Genomic DNA, 18,615 nt, shown 5'->3' on the forward strand with positions numbered 1-18,615 from the left:
GCAGGACGTAGGACACGCCGCGCACAGCGGATCCCAGCCGGGGGCTGTGCCTCTACATGGCAGGAGGGACGGGGCCGCACCGCCCCGTGTGAATAGACGTGAAGCGCTATTTCCGTGGGCCAGTGATGTGGATCGTACTGGCCGTCCTTGCCGTGGTGCTGCTGATGCAGGTGTTCACCTCGTCCGAGGGCTACAAGAAGGTGGACACCAGCAAGGTCGTCCAGGCGATCGCCCAGAATCATGTCCAGTCCGCCGAGCTGACCACCGGCGACGAGCAGAACATCAAGATCGAGCTGAAGTCCGGCCAGGAGATCGAGGGCAAGACCAAGGTCCAGGCCGGCTACATCGACGGTCAGGGCGAGAATCTGGCCGACACGCTCCAGGACAAGGTCGCCTCCGGTGATCTGGAGGGCGGCTACACCGTCTCGCCCAAGTCGCAGAACCCGTTCGTCGGGATGCTGCTGACCATCCTGCCGCTCCTGCTCATCATCGTGGTCTTCCTGTTCCTGATGAACCAGATGCAGGGCGGCGGCTCCCGGGTGATGAACTTCGGGAAGTCCAAGGCCAAGCTCATCAGCAAGGACACCCCGAAGACCACCTTCGCGGACGTGGCCGGCTCGGACGAGGCCGTCGAGGAACTGCACGAGATCAAGGAATTCCTCCAGGAGCCCGGCAAGTTCCAGGCCGTGGGCGCCAAGATCCCCAAGGGCGTGCTGCTGTACGGCCCGCCCGGCACCGGCAAGACCCTGCTGGCCCGCGCGGTGGCCGGTGAGGCCGGGGTGCCGTTCTACTCCATCTCCGGCTCCGACTTCGTCGAGATGTTCGTGGGTGTCGGTGCCTCCCGGGTCCGCGACCTGTTCGAGCAGGCCAAGGCCAACGCGCCGGCCATCGTCTTCGTCGACGAGATCGACGCCGTCGGCCGGCACCGCGGCGCCGGCATGGGCGGCGGCCACGACGAGCGCGAGCAGACCCTCAACCAGCTGCTGGTCGAGATGGACGGCTTCGACGTCAAGGGCGGCGTGATCCTCATCGCCGCCACCAACCGTCCCGACATCCTGGACCCGGCGCTGCTGCGGCCCGGCCGCTTCGACCGGCAGATCGCCGTGGACCGGCCCGACATGCAGGGCCGGCTGGAGATCCTGAAGGTCCACCAGAAGGGCAAGCCGGTCGCCCCGGACGTCGATCTGGGCGCGGTCGCCCGGCGCACCCCCGGCTTCACCGGCGCCGATCTGAACAACGTCCTCAACGAGGCGGCGCTGCTGGCGGCCCGCGGCAACGCCAAGCTGATCGACAACAAGTTCCTCGACGAGGCGATCGACCGCGTCGTGGCCGGTCCGCAGAAGCGCACCCGCATCATGAGCGACAAGGAGAAGATGATCACCGCGTACCACGAGGGCGGACACGCCCTGGTCGCGGCGGCCTCTCCGAACAGCGACCCGGTGCACAAGGTGACGATCCTCTCCCGCGGCCGGGCGCTGGGCTACACCATGGTGCTGCCCGAGGAGGACAAGTACTCCACGACGCGCAACGAGATGCTGGACCGGCTCGCCTACATGATGGGCGGGCGCGCGGCCGAGGAACTGGTCTTCCACGACCCGACCACCGGCGCGGGCGACGACATCGAGAAGGCCACCGGCACGGCCCGGGCGATGGTCACCCAGTACGGCATGACCGAACGGCTCGGCGCGATCAAGTTCGGCTCCGACCAGTCCGAGCCCTTCCTGGGCAAGGAGATGTCCCACCAGCGCGACTACTCGGAAGAGGTCGCCGGGCTGGTGGACGAGGAGGTCAAGAAGCTGATCGAGACCGCGCACAACGAGGCGTGGGAGATCCTGGTGGAGAACCGGGACGTCCTGGACAACCTGGTGCTGGAGCTGCTGGAGAAGGAGACGCTCAACAAGGAGGAGCTGGCGGAGATCTTCCGCCCGGTCGTCAAGCGCCCGGCCCGCCCGGCGTGGACCGGCTCCGCCCGGCGCACCCCCTCCACCCGGCCCCCGGTCTCCGTGCCGGTGAAGAACGTGCAGCTGGCCAACGGCAGTGGTGAGAACGGCCCGACCACCTCGCTGGAGAAGATCATCAGCACCGAACCAGGAGACCGGCCCACGGCCGAGTGACCCTGGTCACCACGGAATACCGGCCGCGCCCCCCACGCTTTACGCTTGGGCGGCGCGGCCGTTCATATCGGCCCATTGAGCCGCATATGCCTGACAGGAACGAGGCGGGAGCACATGACCGACCCGGTGACGGCGGGGACGGGCCACGTCGGCACGTTCGACGAGAAGCGCGCCGAGAACGCCGTGCGTGAACTGCTGATCGCCGTCGGCGAGGACCCCGACCGCGAGGGGCTGCGGGACACCCCGGCGCGGGTGGCCCGGGCGTACCGCGAGATATTCGCCGGGCTGTGGCAGGAGCCGGAGGACGTGCTGACCACGACCTTCGACCTCGGCCACGACGAGATGGTGCTGGTGAAGGACATCGAGGTGATGTCCTCCTGCGAGCACCACCTGGTGCCGTTCGTCGGCAAGGCCCATGTCGGCTACATCCCGTCCTCCAGCGGCAAGATCACCGGCCTGTCGAAGCTGGCCCGGCTGGTGGACGTCTACGCCCGCCGCCCGCAGGTGCAGGAGCGGCTGACCACGCAGATCGCCGACTCGCTCATGCGGATCCTGGAGCCGCGCGGGGTGATCGTGGTGGTGGAGTGCGAGCACATGTGCATGACGATGCGCGGGGTGCGCAAGCCGGGCGCCAAGACCACCACCTCGGCGGTACGCGGCCAGCTGCGGGACGCGGCGACGCGCGCCGAGGCGATGAGCCTGATCCTCTCCCGCTGAGCTGACGGGCCCGGGCGCGGGGCGCTACCCGCGTTCCAGCAGCCGCTTGAGGGTGGCCAGATCCTTCTCGACGGCGGCGGCGTCGCGCCGGAAGTCGGCCTCGCTCTCGCCCGCGCGCTGCCGGACGGTGAAGACGACCTCGCAGGCGTCGGGGCCGTCCGGGATCACCCGCAGCGGGTTGTACACGGTCTCGCCCCCGGGCAGCCGCACCTCGTGGTCGAGGACGCCGTACGGGTTGCGGGGCGCGAAGGTCACCTCCACCCGGCCCATGGGGGAGGAGGCGGCGATCCAGCGGCCGTCGACCAGTTCGATGGAGCCGCCGAGTCCGGCGGCCCACGCGGGGAGCTGGGCCGGGTCGCCGGCGTAGGCGTAGACCTCGTCGGCGGGCCGTTCGATGCGGGTGCTCAGGTGCAGGGATTCCATGCCGGGCACGCTATCCAGCGCCGGGCCGCCCGGTCTTGAACGAAACAGCCCTGCGCGGCGCGGATCAGTGCTTGCCGGCCCGGGGCTTGCCGAAGAAGTCGAAGCCGCCGGTGGACTCGGTCCGCCCCCGCCCGGCGCCGGGCGGGGCCGGCCGGTCCTGCGCAGCGGGGCGCGGCTGCGGGGCGGGGCCGGCCGGGGTGTCCTGCGCCTGGCTCGGCTGCACCGCCGGCCGCCCCGGCCGCTGTTCCGGCAGCTGCCGGGCCGCGGACTCCTCCTGCCGGGCCTCCTCCTGGCGGGCGCTGTTGCGCGACAGCTTGCCGAGCGCCTCGTACGCCTGGAGGTAGGTGAGCTGGGTGGGTGCGCCGCCCGAGGTGCGGTGGTCGGTGGCCTGCGCGGGCAGCGCCTTGGCCGGTTCCGCGGCCTCCAGGGCCAGTTGCCTGCGGCCCTCCAGGGCCTTGGCGCGCTCGGTCTCGGCGGTGGCGTACCGGCGCAGCAGGTCGGCGTGCTCGGAGCGGAGCCGGCCCAGCTCGATGCGCTTGGCGCGGACCTTGGCCTCCAGGGTGGCGACCAGCTCCTGCGCCTCTTCGAGTTCGGCCTGTTTCTCCTCGACCTGCCAGCTGATGCCGGCCTTGGCGGCCCGTTCGCGGGCCACCTTGCGGCCGGCCTCCAGGTCCCAGCGGCGCAGCAGGAAGGCGGCGGCGACGGCGGCGCCGGCGGCGAGCGTGGTCAGGGAGCGCAGCACCACGACGCCGCCGTCGCCGGTGCCGAGGAACCAGGCGGTGCCGGCGCTCAGTACGGCGGCGCCGCCCAGCAGGGCGGGAACCAGCACCCGGTGCAGCGGTGCATTGCGGTGACGTCCACGGGCCATGCCCGAAACCTACCGTGACGCCCGGGCCTGCCGGGACCCGCCGGGCGGACCGTTCTCAGGTGGTTACATTCCGCTGTGGCCGGGTGACGCGGGATCAGCCATCGAGCAGTCCCTTCTCCTGGAGATAACTCCCGGCCACGTCCGCCGCCTTGAGCCGTTCGGCGTCCACCTGGCGGTTCAGTTCGACGAGGTCGTCGGTGGTGAGGGTGGCGGTGAGCCGGTTCAGCGTGTCGGTGATCTTCCGGTCGTCACCGATGCCGGAGTGCAGCACGGGCAGCAGATTGTCGGCGAGTTGGAGGTTCTGGTCGTCCTCCAGCAGCACCAGGCCGAACTCGTCCAGGGTGCCGTCGGTGGTGGAGACCAGGACGAGATCGTCGGTGCCGTCCTTGACCGCCTGCTTGGCCTGGACGGTGCCGACACCCTTGGGGTCTATCCCGGTGATGTCGATGCCGTAGACCTCTTCGAGGCCCGGCTGGCAGAACGGACGTTCTGGGCATTCATCGCCGGCCGCCAGCTTGATCGGCAGTCCGGAGGCGCCGAGGTCGGAGAGGGTGGTCAGCCCGTGCTCCTCGGCGAACTCGGCGGTGACGGCGAAGGCGTTCTGGTTGACGGCGTCGCCCGCGTTCAGCACGGTCAGCCCGCGCGGGGTGGCGAGTTCCCGCAGCGCCTCCACGGTGGCCACCGGGTCGGCGGAGGCGACCAGCGGGGCGTCCTCGCCGTTGACCCGGGCGTTGAGGAACTCGGTGAGGGTGGCGGCGTACTCGGGCACGATGTCGATCGAGCCCTTCTCCAGCTCCGGCGCGTACAGTTCGCGGCTCTGCACCGTGATGACCTCGGTGGTGTAGCCGGCGTCGGTCAGCAGCTGGGAGTACAGCTCGGCCATGATGGTGGCCTCGGTGAAGTCACCGCCGCCGATGGTGAGGGTGCCGGTGGACGCGCCGCCGTCCTGCTCGCCGCCGTCGCCTCCCCCGGATTCCAGGCTGTCGCCGCCGCAGGCGGTCAGCGCCAGCGCGAGCGCGGCGCTGCCGCAGGTGGCGCCGAGCAGCCGGCGCAGCGGGGTACGGGGGGTGGTCGCGGTCACGGTGTCGCCTTTCGACGGTGGACGGTACGGGTTCAGGTCCTGGCGGGTGCCTCGGCGGCGTCCGCCGGTACGGAGTGGGGGCCGGGCGGTAGGGCACCGGAGGCCGGGGCGGCGCCGGCGCGGCGGCGCCCGGGACGGGTGGGGTCGAGCAGCCGCTGGAGCAGGGCGAGCAGTCCCTCGACGGCCAGCGCGAGCACGGCCACCAGCACGGCGCCGGCGACCACCTGCGCGGTGCGGTAGTTGGCGAAGCCGGCGGTGATGACACGGCCGAGCCCGCCGCCGCCGGGCAGCGCGGCGAGGGTGGCGGTGGCCACGATCTGCACGGCGGCGGTGCGTACCCCGGTCATCAGCATCGGGAAGGCCAGCGGGAGTTCGACCCGGCCCAGGACCTGCCACCGCGACATGCCCATGCCGCGCGCGGCCTGCACGATGTCGCGGTCGGTACCGGCGATGCCCACATAGGCGTTGGTGAGCAGCGGGGGCACCGAGAACAGCACGAGGGCGATGAGGGTGGGCAGTTCGCCGTAGCGGGCGAGCGGGGTGAGGGTGAGCAGCACCAGGACGGCGAAGGTGGGCACGGCGCGGCCGGCGTTGGAGATGTTGATGGCCAGCGCCCCGCCGACCCGGCGTCCGCCGCCGTGCCCGAGCCACATGGCGAGCGGCAGGGCGATGGCGCAGGCGGCGAGCAGGGCGAGAGCGGTGAGGTAGAGGTGTTCGCCCAGGCGCTGGGTGATGCCGCCGTCGCCGCTCCAGTGCGCGGCGGTGGTGAGCCAGCTCCAGGCTCCGGTCAGGGCGTTCACGCGGTCCGTCCCTTCCGCGCCCAGGGGGTGAGGGCGCGCTGGACGCCGAGCAGCAGCAGATCGGCGGTGACGGCGAGCAGGACGCACAGCACGGAGGCGGTCAGCACCTCGGCCTTGAAGTAGCTCTGCATGCCGCTGTAGATGAGGTTGCCGAGGCCGCCGTGGCCGACGATGGCGCCGACGGTGGTGAGGGAGACGGCGGAGACGGTGGCGATCCTTATCCCGGCCATGACGGCGGGCAGCGCGAGCGGCAGTTCGACGGTGAGCAGCAGCCGGCCGCGTCCGTAGCCCATGCCGAGCGCCGCGTCCCGGACGTCGGCGGGCACCGAGCGGAGCCCGGTGAGCATGTTGCGCACCAGGACCGTCAGGGAGTAGAGCACCAGGCCGCACACCACCACCGCCATCGACAGCCCGAAGAAGGGCAGCAGCAGCGCGTACATGGCGAGGGAGGGGATCGTGTAGAGAACGGTGGTCAGCCCCAGGAGTGAGCCGGCCGCCGGCCGCCAGCGGCGGGCCAGCAGGGCGAGCGGGAAGGCGACGACGACGGCGATGGCCACCGCGGACGCCGTGATGACGAGGTGTTGCACGGTGGCGTCGGTCAGCTCCTGGCCGCGGGTGCGTACGTACTCCCCGCAGATCCAGTCGTTCGCCACCAGGCAACTATTCGCACTCATGTCCACGACCCTAGGCGGTAAACCTGACAGACTCATGAACATGCTGCTTTTCGACCATGTCACCAAGCGCTACCCGGACGGCACCCTCGCGGTGGACGATCTGTGTCTGGAGGTGGCGCGGGGCGAACTGGTCACCCTCGTCGGACCCTCGGGCTGCGGCAAGACCACCACCATGAAGATGGTCAACCGGCTGGAGGCCCCCACCTCCGGGCGCGTCCTGCTCGACGGCGAGGACATCGCGGACCAGGACCCGGTGCGGCTGCGGCGGCGCATCGGCTACGTCATCCAGCAGGTCGGGCTCTTCCCGCACAAGACCGTGCTCGACAACACCGCCACCGTCCCCGTCCTGCTCGGCGAGCGGCGGACGGCGGCCCGCCGCCGGGCCGCCGAACTCCTGGAACTGGTCGGCCTCGACCCGGCGGTGTACGGGGGCCGCTACCCCGATCAGCTGTCGGGCGGCCAGCGGCAGCGGGTGGGCGTGGCCCGGGCGCTGGCCGCCGACCCGCCGGTGCTCCTCATGGACGAGCCGTTCGGCGCGGTGGACCCGGTGGTGCGCGAGCGGCTCCAGAGCGAATTCCTGCGGCTCCAGGCCGAGGTGCGCAAGACCGTGCTGTTCGTCACCCACGACATCGAGGAGGCGGTACGGCTCGGCGACCGGATCGCCGTGTTCGGACAGGGTCGGGTGGCCCAGTTCGACACCCCGGCCACCGTGCTGGGCGCGCCGGCCACCGAGGAGGTCGCGTCCTTCGTCGGCAGCGACCGCGGCCTGAAGCGGCTGTCGGTCACCCCCGTCGAGATCACCGATCTGGAGCAGCCACCGGTGGTCCATCTGGCCGACTCCATGGCGACGGCCTGCGCCAGGATGCGCGCCGAGGGCGCCCGCTGGGCGGTCGTGCTGGACGAGACGGACGGGCTGCACGGCTGGGTGCGGATACCACGGGACGAGGACGGCCCGGCCCCCGGCGGCACGGTGGCCGCACACGCCCGGCGGATGGAGGCGTGGCTGCCGGTCGGCGCCCCGCTCAAGCAGGCGTTCGCCACCATGCTCCAGTACGACGCGGGCTGGATCGCCGTGCTGGACGGGGACCGCTTCCTCGGCGTACTGACCCCGGCGAGCCTGCACGCGGCGCTGCGCCGCTCGGTCGCGGAAGGCGCCGTGGAGGGCACCGTGGAGAGCGCGCCGGCCGGCTGAGGACCGGCCGGCCACCCGTCAGATCGGCGAGCCCATCGGGCCGTGCCGGTCGTGGTCGTCGTCGCCGTCCCCGTCGGGGAGCCGGCACACCCGCTCCAGATAGAGGGCGGCGGCGCACACCGCGATCCCGGCCACCACCGACAGGCCCGCGTACAGGGCGTGTTCGCGGCGGTTGGGCACGTCCATCCGCTCCAGCAGCAGAAACAGCCCGAAGCCGCCGTACAACCCCGCGACCAGGGACGACACCAGAGCGCTCGCCTGACCGAAGACGACCGCCCTGGCCGCCATCAGCGGCTCCACCGGCTGCGCGCCCCGCCGCCGCTCGCGCTGCGCGCGCAGCCGGCCGCGCAGCGACAGCGCGGTGCCCAGCAGGACGGCGGCGATGACCGCGAGGACGACGGGGGCGAGCAGCGGTACGGCCGGCAGCGTGCCCAGCGTGTCCCACAGCCCGGCGCCCGCCCAGCCGAAGGCGAACGCGGCGGCGAACAGCCCGGCCAGGTTCCTGATCCGCAGTTGGTTCACCGCTGTCCGCGCCCCTCGTCCGTCACCTGTTCCGTACCTCCCCGGTCAGTCGGGGAGGACCAGTTCGAGATCGGCGCGCCGGGCGATGCCCTGCTCGGGCAGCGCCGACAGCAAATCGGCGACCCGGCCCTGCCCCGGCACCTCGGCCGCCGGATCGACATCGTGCCACGGCACCAGGACGAAGGCCCGCTCGTGCGCCCGCGGATGCGGCAGGGTGAGCTCCGGATCGTCCGAGACGACACCCTGGTAGGACACGATGTCCACATCGATGGTGCGCGGGCCCCAGCGCTCGTCCCGTACCCGCTCGAACGCCTCCTCGATGGCATGCGCGCGCTCCAGCAAGGAGGCCGGGGGAAGGGTGGTCTTCACCACGACCACCGCGTTGAAGTACGTGGACTGGGTGCCGGGCGCGACGCCCCACGGCTCGGTCTCGTACACCGGGGACACGGACTTCACCCGCAGGCCCGGGGTGTCCTCCAGCGCGTCGATGGCGCCCTGGAGGGTTTCGAGACGGTTGCCGAGGTTGCTGCCGAGGGACAGCACGGCGTGTTTGGGGTTGTGAAGGGTCGAGTCGGCGGCGTCGACCTGCTGCACCACGGAGGCGGGCACCGGCTGGACGGTCGGATCGGGAGTGGACGCGGCATTGCTGGGGGTCATGCTCGGCTCCGCTTGATGGTGATGGTCACGTCGTCGAAGGGAACGGTGATCGGCGCCTGCGGCTTGTGCAGGGTCACCTCTGCCTCGTGCACGGCGGTGAACGCCAGGCAACGGTCGGCGATCCGCTGGGCGAGCGTCTCCAGCAGATCGACGGGTTCGCCGCCGACGACGGCGAGGACTTCCTGGGCCACCACCCCGTAGTCCACGGTCTTCGTCAGATCGTCGGTCGCGGCGGCGGGCCGGGTGTCCAGGCTCAGGGTGAGATCCACCGTGAACCACTGGCCGCCCTCCCGCTCGTGCGGGAGCACGCCGTGGAACCCCCTGGCCCGCAGCCCGCGCAGCGTGATGCGATCCATGGCCTGCTCCCTTCTCGCTGGTCTCTCGCCGGGACGGCCCCTTGCCGCCGGCACATTCGAATCTACCTGCGGCCGGTGACAGGCCCCGCCAGCGGCGGCTACCCGCCCGCCGCACCGGCTAAGCTCCGGCGCCCCACCCCATCACGGCCCGCCCGGCGGCGCCCGGGCGGGGTCGGTACGGGCCGGACGCCGGGCGTACACCCCCGCGTCGACACCGGGGCGGATGCCGAAACCTCCCCGGTGTCTAGGGTGGGGGTATGGGTGAGATGCAGGGTCAGGTGGCCGGGCTGCCGGCGTGGGGCCGGTGTGCGGTCATGGGCGTCGTCAATGTCACGCCCGACTCCTTCTCCGACGGCGGGCAGTGGTTCGACCCGGAGGCCGCCGTCAAGCACGGCCTCGACCTGGTGGCCGCCGGAGCCGACCTGATCGACGTCGGCGGCGAGTCCACCCGCCCCGGCGCCACCCGGGTGGACGAGGCCGAGGAACTGCGCCGGGTGCTGCCCGTGGTCCGCGCGCTCGCCGCCGAGGGCGTCATCGTCAGCGTCGACACCATGCGCGCCTCCGTGGCCGAACAGTCCGTCGCCGCCGGGGCCCGCCTCGTCAACGACGTCAGCGGCGGACGCGCCGACGCCCGCATGGTGCCGGTGGTCGCCGAGGCGCGGGTGCCGTTCGTGGTCATGCACTGGCGCGGCCAGAGCATCGACATGAACGACCGCGCCCTCTACACGGACGTCGTCGGCGAGGTCGTCGCCGAACTGCGCGAGTCCATCGAGCGCGCCGTCGCCGGCGGCATCGACCCGGCCCGTATCATCGCCGATCCCGGCCTCGGCTTCGCCAAGGACGCGGGGCACGACCTGGCGCTGGTGGCCGGCCTCGACCGGCTGCGCCGCGCGGTGGGGCGGCCCCTGCTGGTGGCGGCCTCCCGCAAGCGGTTCCTCGGCCGGGTCTTGGCGGGCGGCGCCGGCACCCCGCCGCCCGCCGCCGAGCGGGACCACGCGACCGCCGCCATCTCGGCGCTCGCGGCCCGTGTGGGGGCATGGGCGGTGCGGGTACACGAGGTACGAGCCAGCGCGGACGCGGTCCGGGTGGCCCAGGCCGTCGAAGACGCGGCGCCGACGCGAGCGGAAGGGGATACGGCCCATACATGAGTGGTACCCGGACGGACATCGAAGCGGTGGAAGCCGCCAACACCGCGCTGTACGACGCGCTGGAGCAGGGCGATCTCGACGCCATGGCGGACCGCTGGATCGACACCGAGGACATCAGCGTGATCCATCCGGGCTGGCCGGTGATCTCCGGCCGGGGCGAGGTGCTGCGCTCCTACGCGCTGATCATGGCGAACACCGAGTACATCCAGTTCTTCCTCACCGACGTCGAGGTCTCCGTACTGGGTGACACCGCCCTGGTGACCTGCACCGAGAACATCCTCAGCGGAGGCCCCGCCGAGGAGGACGGCAGCGCCGGGCCGCTGGTCGGCGGCCTGGTGGTGGCCACCAACCTCTTCCGCCGCACCGAGGGCGGTGACGGCGAGTGGAAGCTGTGGTCGCACCACGGCTCGCCGGTGCTCATCGAGGAGAGCGACGAGGAGAGCGAGGAAGGGCCGCCGGAGGACGGGGACGGCATCGGCAGCATGGGCTAGGCGGGCCCCCGGGACGTACCGTCCGCACGGGCTGGGACGGGACCCCCGGACGTACCGTCCGCCCGGCCCCGCCCGGTCAGGCCGTCCCGCCCGTCAGCCAGCGCTCCGGCGCCGCGTTGCGCCGCCCCAGGCGGGAGCGGTCCGCCTGCTCGGCGACCTCCCGCGCCGCCTCGGCCGCGTCCCGCAGCCGGGCGGTGGCGGTGCCGTTCGCGCCGTGGTCCACATGGATGTCCGCCAGGCCGAGCCGCTGCTCCCACGGCCCCTGCGTCATCCGCACGCTCTGCACCTTCGCGTGCGGCACCAGCGTGTACCGCCGGCTCAGCCGCCCCGCGCGAGCCACGAACACGGCGTCGGTCACCCCGTGCCCGTACCCGTGCCGCCACACCGGGACCGCCCACCGCGAGCGGCGCGGCACCGGGGTGATGGAGGCCATCGTCTTGTCGATGTCCACCTCCGGCAGAATCCTGCCGATCAGCTCCGCCGCCAGCGCCCGACCGGCCACCGGCACCAGCAGCCCGCTCTCGTTCCCCTCGCCGGCCACCTCCAGCTCCACCCGCACCCAGCCCGGCCGCCGCCACAGCAGCGGCTCGACGATCCGCACCGACTGCACCCGGCCGGGCGGCACCGTGGCGTGTTCGCGCTGGAGCAGCCCGTGATCCAGCCGCAGCCCGTCCGGCGACTCGCTCACCGTCCAGCCGTACTGGGTCAGGAACCGGCCCACCGTGCCGCTCCACACCCCGGCCAGCATCGGCACGGCCACCGTGAGCGCCAGGAACGGGCCCGCCACCATCAGCAGCACCGCCGGCAGCGCGATCCCGGCCACCAGCAGCAGCGCCCAGCCGCCGCTGAGGGCCTCCAGGGCGATGGCCTTCACCAGCGTCGGGGTCTCCACCGCCGCCAGCCGGCGGCTCGGGGCCTCGCCGGCGGTGGGCGCGGCCAGCGGGTCGATCCCGGCGGCGCGGGCCAGGAGCTCGGCGCGCAGCGCGGTGGCCTCCGCCTCGCCGAGGAAGGCCAGCTCGTCGGCGTCGCCCGAGCCGACCACGTCCATCTTGAGCTTGGCGACGCCGACCGCGCGGGCCAGCAGCGGGCGGGTCACGTCGATGGACTGGATGCGGTCCAGCCGCAGATGCGCGGTGCGGCGGAACAGCAGCCCGGTACGGATCCGCAGCTCGGTGTCGGTGACCAGGTAGCGGGTGACGCGCCAGGACAGGAAGCCGTACCCGGCGCCGCAGAGCATGAGGACGACCAGCAGCAGCCCGAGCCAGCCCAGGCCCAGGGACTGGGTCCACGAGCGCAGGTTCTCGGCGTTGTTGAGGGCGACGGCGAACAGCCCGGCCAGCGGCGCCCAGGCCCGCCGCCACGGGGTGACGGGGTGCAGTCTGCGCCCGTCCCGCTCCAGGGACGGCTCGGACGGCGCGGTCTCCGCCTGCGGCATGGCCTCGTCCGGTGCGCCGGTCATGGTGCCCCCGTCCCTGTTCACAGGCCCGCCGACCGGGCCTCGCCGAGCGCGGTCAGCCGGTCCCGCAGCCGCTCCGCCTCGGCCGGCTCAAGACCGGGGATGGTGGCGTCACTGGCCGCGGCGGCCGTGTGCAGCTGCACCCTGGCCAGGTCGAACTTGCGGTCCAGCGGCCCCGAGGTGACCTCCACCAGCTGCATCCGGCCGTACGGCACCACCGTCAGCTGCCGCCACAGCACCCCGCGGCTGATCAGCAGGTCGTCGTCGCGTTCCTGGTAGCGCCAGGACCGCCAGTTGCGCCCCAGCGCCCGCCACCCCCACGCGCCCAGCACCAGCGGCGCCAGCGCGGGCAGCGACCACACCGGCGCGCCCAGCAGCGCCGGTACGACGGCGGCGGCCAGCACCACCGGGCCGAGCCACAGCGCCAGCACCAGCCGGCGCATGGTCAGCAGCCCCGGGCGTACTCCGCGCCAGGTGCCTTCTTCCTGTGCCTCGTCCATGCTCAAAAGCTTAGAACGCCCTCACGCATCGTGGTGGGCCGTCCGGAAGAGCTGTCAGACTGTCGCCTTGACGCTCTCCTCCCTGAAGGGGGGAGATTCTTACGGCTCGCGCCGTGAGACTTCCTGCTTCGTTGCCGACTGCCCGCCCGGAGAACTCCGTTGAGGTCTTACACCGGCTCCACAGGCCGACACCGCCCGCCCGGCGGCCAGAAGGTTCTTCGCCGCGTTCACGTCCCGGTCGTGGGATGTGTCGCAGCTCTCGCACGTCCATGTCCGGATGTGCAGCGGCATCCTCCGGGCGAGGGTGCCGCAGTGGGAGCACAGTCTGGAGGAGGGGAAGAAGCGGTCGACCGTGATCACTTCCCTCCCGTACCACTGTGCTTTGTACTCCAGCAGGGCACGGAACTCGCTCCAGCTCGCATCCGAGATCGCCCGGGCGAGGCTCCGGTTCTTGACCATATTGCGTACGGACAGGTCCTCGATCACGATCGTTTGGTTTTCACGAACGAGTCGAGTGGTCAGCTTGTGCAGGTGGTCCCGCCTGCGGTCGGCGATCCTCGCGTGGATCTTCGCGACCCGTCGCCGTGCCTCGCGCCGGTTGGCACCGTCCCCCTTGGCCTTCTTCGCCAAGCGCCGCTGGGCCAGCGCAAGGCGGGCACGGTCCTTCCGCTCGTGCCGGGGATTGGCGATCTTCTCCCCGGTGGAGAGTGTCAGCAGGTGATTCAGGCCGACATCCACACCCACAGCGGCTTCCTTCGGGGGGAGCGGTTTCACGGACGCGTCCTCGCACAGCAGCGACACGAACCAGCGACCCGCCGCGTCCTGCGAAACGGTCACCGTGGATGGCGCGGCACCCTGGGGAAGCGGACGCGACCACACAACGTCCAGGGGCTCGCGCATTTTGGCCAGCGTCAGCTGACCATCACGGAAGCGGAAACCGCTGGTGGTGTACTCGGCGGACTGCCGGGACTTCTTCTTCGACTTGAAGCGCGGGTACTTCGCCCGCTTGCCGAAGAAGTTGGTGAACGCACCCTGCAAGTGCCGAAGGCACTGCTGAAGCGGCACGGAGGATACCTCGTTGAGGAACGCCAACTCCTCCGTCTTCTTCCACACGGTCAGCATCGCCGACGTCTGGTTGTAGTTCATCCGCACCTGCCGCGTCCACGCTTCGGTACGGGCAGCGAGCGCCATGTTGTAGACCTTGCGGACGCAACCGAACGTGCGGGACAGCTCCGCTGCCTGCCCGTCCGTGGGATAGAAGCGGTACTTGAACGCCCGCTTCACCTGCGCCGTTGCCATTCTCACAAACTAGCGCCAGAGAATATGAAGACCCAACCTGCTCGTCAGGGCGCAGACTTCCGCTCTGAAGGGCGGGGCATCCACGGAGGAGCCGGATGACGGAGACGACGGTCGGGATCGGCGGCGCCGCCGAGTCCACCGACATGGTGCTCAACATCGGGCCGCAGCACCCCTCCACCCACGGCGTGCTCCGGCTGCGGCTGGTGCTCGACGGGGAACGGATCTCGGTGGCCGAGCCCGTGGTCGGGTACATGCACCGGGGCGCGGAGAAGCTGTTCGAGGCGCGCGACTACCGGCAGATCATCGTGCTGGCCAACCGGCACGACTGGCTGTCCGCGTTCTCCAACGAGCTGGGCGTGGTGCTGGCCGTCGAACGCATGCTGGGGATGGAGGTCCCCGAGCGCGCGGTGTGGCTGCGCACGCTGCTCGCCGAGCTGAACCGGGTGCTCAACCACCTGATGTTCCTCGGCTCCTATCCGCTGGAGCTGGGCGGCATCACCCCGATGTTCTACGCCTTCACCGAGCGCGAAAGCCTCCAGCACGTCATGGAGGAGGCGTCCGGCGGGCGGATGCACTACATGTTCAACCGGGTCGGCGGCCTCAAGGAGGACCTGCCGGCCGGCTGGACCGGCCGCGCCCGGCAGGCCGTCGCGGCGGTGCGCACCGGCATGGACCGGCTGGACGGGCTGATCCTCGGCAACGAGATCTTCCGCGCCCGCACCCGGGGCATCGGCGTGCTGTCCCCGCAGGCCGTGCACGCGTACGGGGTGTCCGGGCCGATCGCCCGGGCCAGCGGCGTCGACTTCGATCTGCGCCGCGACGAGCCCTACCTCGCGTACGGGGAGCTGGCGGACGTGCTGCGGGTGAGCACCCGCACCGCCGGGGACAGCCTGGCCAGGTTCGAGGTGCTGCTGGAGCAGACGAAGAACTCCCTCGATCTCGCCGACGCCTGCCTGGACCGGCTCGCCGAGCTGCCGCCCGGGCCGGTCAACCAGCGCCTCCCCAAGGTGCTCAAGGCGCCCGAGGGCGCCACCTACGCCTGGACCGAGAACCCGCTGGGCCTCAACGGCTACTACCTGGTCTCGCGCGGCGAGCGCACCCCGTACCGGCTGAAGCTGCGCTCCGCGTCGTTCAACAACATCCAGGCGCTCGGCCACCTACTGCCCGGCACCCTGGTCGCCGACATGGTGGCGATCCTGGGCTCGTTCTTCTTCGTCGTCGGCGACATCGACAAGTAGCCGGGCCGCCGCCGCCCCGCCGGGCCCGGCCGCCGCCGACACCAGCCAGCCGAAGCCGCCGAGCCCGGCCGGATCGGTCAGCTCGGCGGCCTGGCCCGCCGCGGCCAGCGCGCGCAGATACCCGGCCGGGTCGGCCGTGGCGAGCGCGAGCGGCGGCCGGGTGCCGCGGACACCCAGCCGGTGCAGGGCCGCGCGCTGCGTCAGCCGCCAGGAGGGTCCGGAGGTCGCGGCGGCGCACGCGTCCAGCGCCACATGGGCCGTCAGATCGCAGGAGCCGTCCGGCACCGGGGCCACCGCGCGGCCGTCCCGGTAGCCGGTCAGGGTGCCCAGCCGCGGGCGGGCCGCCGCCGTGTGCGCGTAGTCGGCCGCCACCGCGAGGCCGTCGGCGAGCGTCGCCACGGCCGCCGCCCACGCGCTCTCGCGCGGCCGGCCGAGCTCCGCCCGCCGCCCCGGCTCGGGCGGCAGCGGCCACCAGCGCGCCAGCCACGCGGCGTCCGCGCCGCCGACCGGCGCGCCCAGCCGCTCCCGGCCGTCCGCCGTCACCAGGACGTACCGGGGCACCCCGGCCGGGTCCACCTCGGCGATCTCCAGCGGCACGTTGTCCAGCCACTCGTTGGCGAAGAGCAGCCCGCGCACTCCGCGCGGCGGCTCCGCGCACCAGAGGATCCGCGGGTCGAGACCGGTCGGCCGCGCGGCCCGTTCCACCGCGTACGGCGTCAGCCGGGCCGCCACCGGTTCCGGCAGCGCGGCCAGCACCCCGGTCAGCAACTCCCCCCGGCCCGCGCCCAGGTCCACCAGCGCCAGCCGCTCCGGCCGCCCCAGCACCGCGTCCACCCGCTCCAGCAGCCGGGCCACCGCGCCCGCGAACAGCGGCGAGGCGTGCACCGAGGTACGGAAGTGGGCGGCGGGCGCCTGCCGCAGATAGAACCCGCCCGGCCCGTACAGCGCCCGCTCCGCCGCCGCCCGCCAGCCCGTCGCACCGCCGCTCGTCCCGCTCACCGGGCCCACGGTACTCACCCGGCCGCCGGGTCCGGGTGGCCGTGTCCACCTTGAGGAGTAGCCGCCGGCCGCGCGGATCGGCCCTCCGGCTGACTCCCGGGCCGCACCCGCTCCCTACGCTGGGTGACATGAACCGGCTCTACGACTTCGTGCGCCGTCATCCCGGCTGGGTCGACGGATTCTGGGGCTTCGTATGGCTGATCTCCACCTTCGCGCTGCTGGGCGTCGGCCCGCCCGACTCCCCGTACCTGGGCTCCCAGGCCGGCGCCGTGATCACCGCGCTCGCGCTGACCGTCGCGCTCGCCTTCCGCCGCCGCGCGCCCGAGAAGATGCTGCTGCTGGGGGCCGCCACCGGGCTGTTCCAGCTGGCCGCCGACGTGCGGCCCATCCCGTCGGACTTCATCTTCCTCGTCCTCATCTTCACCGCCGCCTCCCGGCCGGTGCGCTGGGCGTCCCGGCTGGCCCTCGGCGCCTCCCTCACCGCGCCCGGTCTGGCCACCATCCGCTGGCAGGACCCGGGGGAGGAGACGCTGGCCGGCACCATCGTCTCCACGATCTTCGTCACCGTGATGTTCCTGCTGGCCTGGGTGCTGGGCGACTCGCTGCGCACCCGCCGCGCCTACTACGCAGAACTGGAGGAGCGGGCGGCCCGGCTGGAGCGCGAGCGGGAGACCCAGTCCCGGATCGCGGTCGCCGCCGAACGCGCCCGTATCGCCCGGGAGCTGCACGACGTCGTCGCCCACAACGTGTCGGTGATGGTGGTCCAGGCGGACGGCGCCGCGTATGTGCTGGACACCCACCCCGAGCAGTGCCGCACCGCGCTGGCCACCATCTCCGGCACCGGCCGGCAGGCCCTGACCGAGATGCGCCGGCTGCTCGGCGTGCTGCGCGGCGACGGTACGGCCACCGCCGGGGCCACCGACTACGTGCCGCAGCCCGGCGTCGAACAGCTGGCCGAGCTGGTCGATCAGGTGCGCGACACCGGGCTGCCCGTCGACTTCCGGATCAGCGGCACCCCGCGCCCGCTGCCCAGCGGCGTCGAGCTGACCGCGTACCGCATCGTCCAGGAAGCCCTCACCAACACCCGCAAGCACGGCGGCCCCGACGCCGGCGCCCGCGTCTGCCTCGACTACCGGGACGACGCCCTCACCGTCCTCGCCGAGGACGACGGGCGCGGCGCGCAGCGCGAGCTGTACGAGGCGCGCGGCGCCGACGGCCTCGGCCAGGGGCTCATCGGCATGCGGGAACGGGTGGGCATGGTCGGCGGGGAACTGCTCGCCGGACCCCGGCCCGGCGGCGGCTTCCGCATCACCGCTACGTTGCCGATGGCCGCCAAGCCCTGAGGAAGGAACCCCCGTGACCACACCGCCGCCGCCGATCCGCGTGATGCTCGTGGACGACCAGGTGCTGCTGCGCACCGGCTTCCGGATGGTGCTCGACGCCCAGGAGGACATGACGGTCGCCGCCGAGGCCGGCGACGGCGTCGAAGCCCTGGAGGTACTGCGCTCCACCGCCGTCGACGTGGTGCTGATGGACGTGCGCATGCCGCGCCTGGACGGGGTGGAGACCACCCGCCGGGTGTGCCGCGAGGGCGCCGGCGGGCCCGGCGACCCCAAGGTGCTGATCCTCACCACCTTCGACCTCGACGAGTACGCCTTCTCCGGGCTGAAGGCCGGCGCCGCCGGATTCATGCTCAAGGACGTGCCGCCCGACGAACTGCTGGCCGCCATCCGCGCCGTGCACAGCGGCGACGCGGTCGTCGCCCCCTCCACCACCCGGCGCCTCCTCGACCGCTTCATGTCGCTGATCCCGGCCGAACGCCAGCCCGCCCACCCCGAACTCGGCCAGCTCACCGACCGTGAACGCGAAGTGCTGCTGCTCATCGCCCAGGGCCTGTCCAACGGCGAGATCGCCCAGCAACTGTTCGTCTCCGAGGCCACCGTCAAGACCCACGTCGGGCGCATCCTCGCCAAGCTCCAGCTCCGCGACCGGGTGCAGGCGGTCGTCCTCGCCTATGAGACCGGCCTGGTGCAGGCGGGCGGGAACGAACGGCGGCCGGGCCCGTAGCATGGCTGCGACG

General features: G+C 72.4%; 20 protein-coding genes. 8 read left to right on the plus strand and 12 right to left on the minus strand.

All coding sequences use genetic code 11. The features are described from left to right. Nucleotides 1–92: 92 nt before the first annotated feature. Both ftsH and folE read left to right on the plus strand, forming a co-directional pair. On the plus strand, nucleotides 93–2,114 hold the full coding sequence (gene ftsH / locus BM385_RS14635; protein WP_093843295.1) for an ATP-dependent zinc metalloprotease FtsH: 2,022 nt from the start codon (nucleotides 93–95) through the stop codon (nucleotides 2,112–2,114). A gap of 114 nt (nucleotides 2,115–2,228) precedes the next feature. Beyond that, entirely contained in the window at nucleotides 2,229–2,831 is a 603-nt protein-coding gene (folE, locus tag BM385_RS14640; protein ID WP_019436174.1) for a GTP cyclohydrolase I FolE, read from the plus strand. A 24-nt stretch (nucleotides 2,832–2,855) separates the two neighbouring features. Here folE and BM385_RS14645 read toward each other — a convergent pair whose 3' ends face one another. The 5 genes from BM385_RS14645 to BM385_RS14665 all read right to left on the minus strand — a co-directional run bounded on the left by BM385_RS14645 (nucleotide 2,856) and on the right by BM385_RS14665 (nucleotide 6,677). After that, a complete protein-coding gene (locus BM385_RS14645; protein WP_093843296.1) occupies nucleotides 2,856–3,254 on the minus strand; it encodes an SRPBCC family protein in 399 nt (132 codons plus the stop codon). 64 nt (nucleotides 3,255–3,318) lie between these two features. Further along, on the minus strand, nucleotides 3,319–4,122 hold the full coding sequence (locus tag BM385_RS14650) for a hypothetical protein (RefSeq protein ID WP_139275179.1): 804 nt from the start codon (nucleotides 4,120–4,122) through the stop codon (nucleotides 3,319–3,321). A gap of 94 nt (nucleotides 4,123–4,216) precedes the next feature. Continuing rightward, nucleotides 4,217–5,203, minus strand: coding sequence for an ABC transporter substrate-binding protein (locus BM385_RS14655; RefSeq protein WP_093843298.1), 987 nt, complete (start codon nucleotides 5,201–5,203; stop codon nucleotides 4,217–4,219). Nucleotides 5,204–5,235: 32 nt separating this feature from the next. Beyond that, nucleotides 5,236–6,003 carry an ABC transporter permease gene (locus tag BM385_RS14660; protein ID WP_093843299.1) on the minus strand — a complete coding sequence of 256 codons (768 nt, stop codon included), beginning with the start codon at nucleotides 6,001–6,003 and terminating at the stop codon, nucleotides 5,236–5,238. Continuing rightward, nucleotides 6,000–6,677, minus strand: a complete 678-nt coding sequence (locus BM385_RS14665) for an ABC transporter permease (RefSeq protein WP_093843300.1) — start codon at nucleotides 6,675–6,677, stop codon at nucleotides 6,000–6,002. The genes BM385_RS14660 and BM385_RS14665 overlap by 4 nt, the downstream gene beginning before the upstream one ends. A 40-nt stretch (nucleotides 6,678–6,717) precedes the next feature. On the opposite strand from BM385_RS14665, the gene BM385_RS14670 reads away from it, so the two are divergent. Beyond that, nucleotides 6,718–7,869 (plus strand): ABC transporter ATP-binding protein, encoded by a 1,152-nt coding sequence (locus BM385_RS14670; protein WP_093843346.1) that lies wholly within the window; start codon nucleotides 6,718–6,720, stop codon nucleotides 7,867–7,869. Nucleotides 7,870–7,887: 18 nt separating this feature from the next. Here the strand turns inward: BM385_RS14670 and BM385_RS14675 are convergent, their stop codons facing one another. From BM385_RS14675 to folB, 3 genes are read right to left on the minus strand one after another with little or no spacing between them, the layout of a single operon-like run. Then, nucleotides 7,888–8,391, minus strand: a complete 504-nt coding sequence (locus BM385_RS14675) for a DUF3180 domain-containing protein (RefSeq protein ID WP_019436167.1) — start codon at nucleotides 8,389–8,391, stop codon at nucleotides 7,888–7,890. A 45-nt stretch (nucleotides 8,392–8,436) separates the two neighbouring features. Beyond that, the gene (gene folK, locus BM385_RS14680; RefSeq protein WP_019436166.1) at nucleotides 8,437–9,048 is read right to left on the minus strand and encodes a 2-amino-4-hydroxy-6-hydroxymethyldihydropteridine diphosphokinase; all 612 of its coding nucleotides are present in this window, start codon (nucleotides 9,046–9,048) and stop codon (nucleotides 8,437–8,439) included. Then, nucleotides 9,045–9,404 (minus strand): dihydroneopterin aldolase, encoded by a 360-nt coding sequence (folB, locus tag BM385_RS14685; RefSeq protein WP_093843301.1) that lies wholly within the window; start codon nucleotides 9,402–9,404, stop codon nucleotides 9,045–9,047. Before folB ends, folK begins: the two co-directional genes overlap by 4 nt. 257 nt (nucleotides 9,405–9,661) lie before the next feature. Here folB and folP point away from each other — a divergent pair, with 257 nt between their 5' ends. Together folP and BM385_RS14695 are read left to right on the plus strand one after the other, a co-directional pair. Next, a complete protein-coding gene (gene folP / locus BM385_RS14690) occupies nucleotides 9,662–10,552 on the plus strand; it encodes a dihydropteroate synthase (RefSeq protein ID WP_246338307.1) in 891 nt (296 codons plus the stop codon). Further along, nucleotides 10,549–11,043, plus strand: a complete 495-nt coding sequence (locus BM385_RS14695) for a nuclear transport factor 2 family protein (RefSeq protein WP_019436163.1) — start codon at nucleotides 10,549–10,551, stop codon at nucleotides 11,041–11,043. The genes folP and BM385_RS14695 overlap by 4 nt, the downstream gene beginning before the upstream one ends. Nucleotides 11,044–11,119: 76 nt before the next feature. Here the strand turns inward: BM385_RS14695 and BM385_RS14700 are convergent, their stop codons facing one another. From BM385_RS14700 to BM385_RS14710, 3 genes are all read right to left on the minus strand, one after another. After that, a complete protein-coding gene (locus BM385_RS14700; RefSeq protein WP_019436162.1) occupies nucleotides 11,120–12,502 on the minus strand; it encodes a PH domain-containing protein in 1,383 nt (460 codons plus the stop codon). A 17-nt stretch (nucleotides 12,503–12,519) separates the two neighbouring features. Beyond that, nucleotides 12,520–12,999, minus strand: coding sequence for a PH domain-containing protein (locus tag BM385_RS14705; RefSeq protein WP_019436161.1), 480 nt, complete (start codon nucleotides 12,997–12,999; stop codon nucleotides 12,520–12,522). A gap of 99 nt (nucleotides 13,000–13,098) precedes the next feature. Beyond that, nucleotides 13,099–14,298: an RNA-guided endonuclease InsQ/TnpB family protein gene (locus BM385_RS14710; RefSeq protein WP_019436160.1), complete on the minus strand. Its 1,200-nt coding sequence runs from the start codon at nucleotides 14,296–14,298 to the stop codon at nucleotides 13,099–13,101. Nucleotides 14,299–14,393: 95 nt separating this feature from the next. Here BM385_RS14710 and BM385_RS14715 point away from each other — a divergent pair, with 95 nt between their 5' ends. Beyond that, a complete protein-coding gene (locus tag BM385_RS14715; protein ID WP_019436159.1) occupies nucleotides 14,394–15,536 on the plus strand; it encodes an NADH-quinone oxidoreductase subunit D in 1,143 nt (380 codons plus the stop codon). Here the strand turns inward: BM385_RS14715 and BM385_RS14720 are convergent. Further along, on the minus strand, nucleotides 15,456–16,535 hold the full coding sequence (locus BM385_RS14720) for an SAM-dependent methyltransferase (protein ID WP_026047834.1): 1,080 nt from the start codon (nucleotides 16,533–16,535) through the stop codon (nucleotides 15,456–15,458). The two genes, BM385_RS14715 and BM385_RS14720, sit on opposite strands and share 81 nt — an antisense overlap. A 128-nt stretch (nucleotides 16,536–16,663) precedes the next feature. Here BM385_RS14720 and BM385_RS14725 point away from each other — a divergent pair, with 128 nt between their 5' ends. Together BM385_RS14725 and BM385_RS14730 are read left to right on the plus strand one after the other, a co-directional pair. Next, the gene (locus tag BM385_RS14725) at nucleotides 16,664–17,878 is read left to right on the plus strand and encodes a sensor histidine kinase (protein WP_019436157.1); all 1,215 of its coding nucleotides are present in this window, start codon (nucleotides 16,664–16,666) and stop codon (nucleotides 17,876–17,878) included. Nucleotides 17,879–17,921: 43 nt separating this feature from the next. Next, nucleotides 17,922–18,602 (plus strand): response regulator, encoded by a 681-nt coding sequence (locus BM385_RS14730; protein ID WP_093843348.1) that lies wholly within the window; start codon nucleotides 17,922–17,924, stop codon nucleotides 18,600–18,602. The last annotated feature ends 13 nt before the right edge of the window (nucleotides 18,603–18,615 follow it).

The sequence above is a fragment of the Streptomyces harbinensis genome, assembly GCF_900116145.1.
Classification (GTDB): domain Bacteria; phylum Actinomycetota; class Actinomycetes; order Streptomycetales; family Streptomycetaceae; genus Streptomyces; species Streptomyces carpaticus.

Coding starts and splice junctions, on each gene's coding strand:
- folE (WP_019436174.1), top strand. CDS start 2,229: ATGACCGACCCGGTGACGGCGGGGACGGGCCACGTCGGCACGTTCGAC.
- BM385_RS14645 (WP_093843296.1), bottom strand. CDS start 3,254: ATGGAATCCCTGCACCTGAGCACCCGCATCGAACGGCCCGCCGACGAG.
- BM385_RS14650 (WP_139275179.1), bottom strand. CDS start 4,122: ATGGCCCGTGGACGTCACCGCAATGCACCGCTGCACCGGGTGCTGGTT.
- BM385_RS14665 (WP_093843300.1), bottom strand. CDS start 6,677: ATGAGTGCGAATAGTTGCCTGGTGGCGAACGACTGGATCTGCGGGGAG.
- BM385_RS14670 (WP_093843346.1), top strand. CDS start 6,718: ATGCTGCTTTTCGACCATGTCACCAAGCGCTACCCGGACGGCACCCTC.
- folK (WP_019436166.1), bottom strand. CDS start 9,048: ATGACCCCCAGCAATGCCGCGTCCACTCCCGATCCGACCGTCCAGCCG.
- folB (WP_093843301.1), bottom strand. CDS start 9,404: ATGGATCGCATCACGCTGCGCGGGCTGCGGGCCAGGGGGTTCCACGGC.
- folP (WP_246338307.1), top strand. CDS start 9,662: ATGGGTGAGATGCAGGGTCAGGTGGCCGGGCTGCCGGCGTGGGGCCGG.
- BM385_RS14695 (WP_019436163.1), top strand. CDS start 10,549: ATGAGTGGTACCCGGACGGACATCGAAGCGGTGGAAGCCGCCAACACC.
- BM385_RS14700 (WP_019436162.1), bottom strand. CDS start 12,502: ATGACCGGCGCACCGGACGAGGCCATGCCGCAGGCGGAGACCGCGCCG.
- BM385_RS14705 (WP_019436161.1), bottom strand. CDS start 12,999: ATGGACGAGGCACAGGAAGAAGGCACCTGGCGCGGAGTACGCCCGGGG.
- BM385_RS14710 (WP_019436160.1), bottom strand. CDS start 14,298: ATGGCAACGGCGCAGGTGAAGCGGGCGTTCAAGTACCGCTTCTATCCC.
- BM385_RS14715 (WP_019436159.1), top strand. CDS start 14,394: ATGACGGAGACGACGGTCGGGATCGGCGGCGCCGCCGAGTCCACCGAC.
- BM385_RS14725 (WP_019436157.1), top strand. CDS start 16,664: ATGAACCGGCTCTACGACTTCGTGCGCCGTCATCCCGGCTGGGTCGAC.
- BM385_RS14730 (WP_093843348.1), top strand. CDS start 17,922: ATGCTCGTGGACGACCAGGTGCTGCTGCGCACCGGCTTCCGGATGGTG.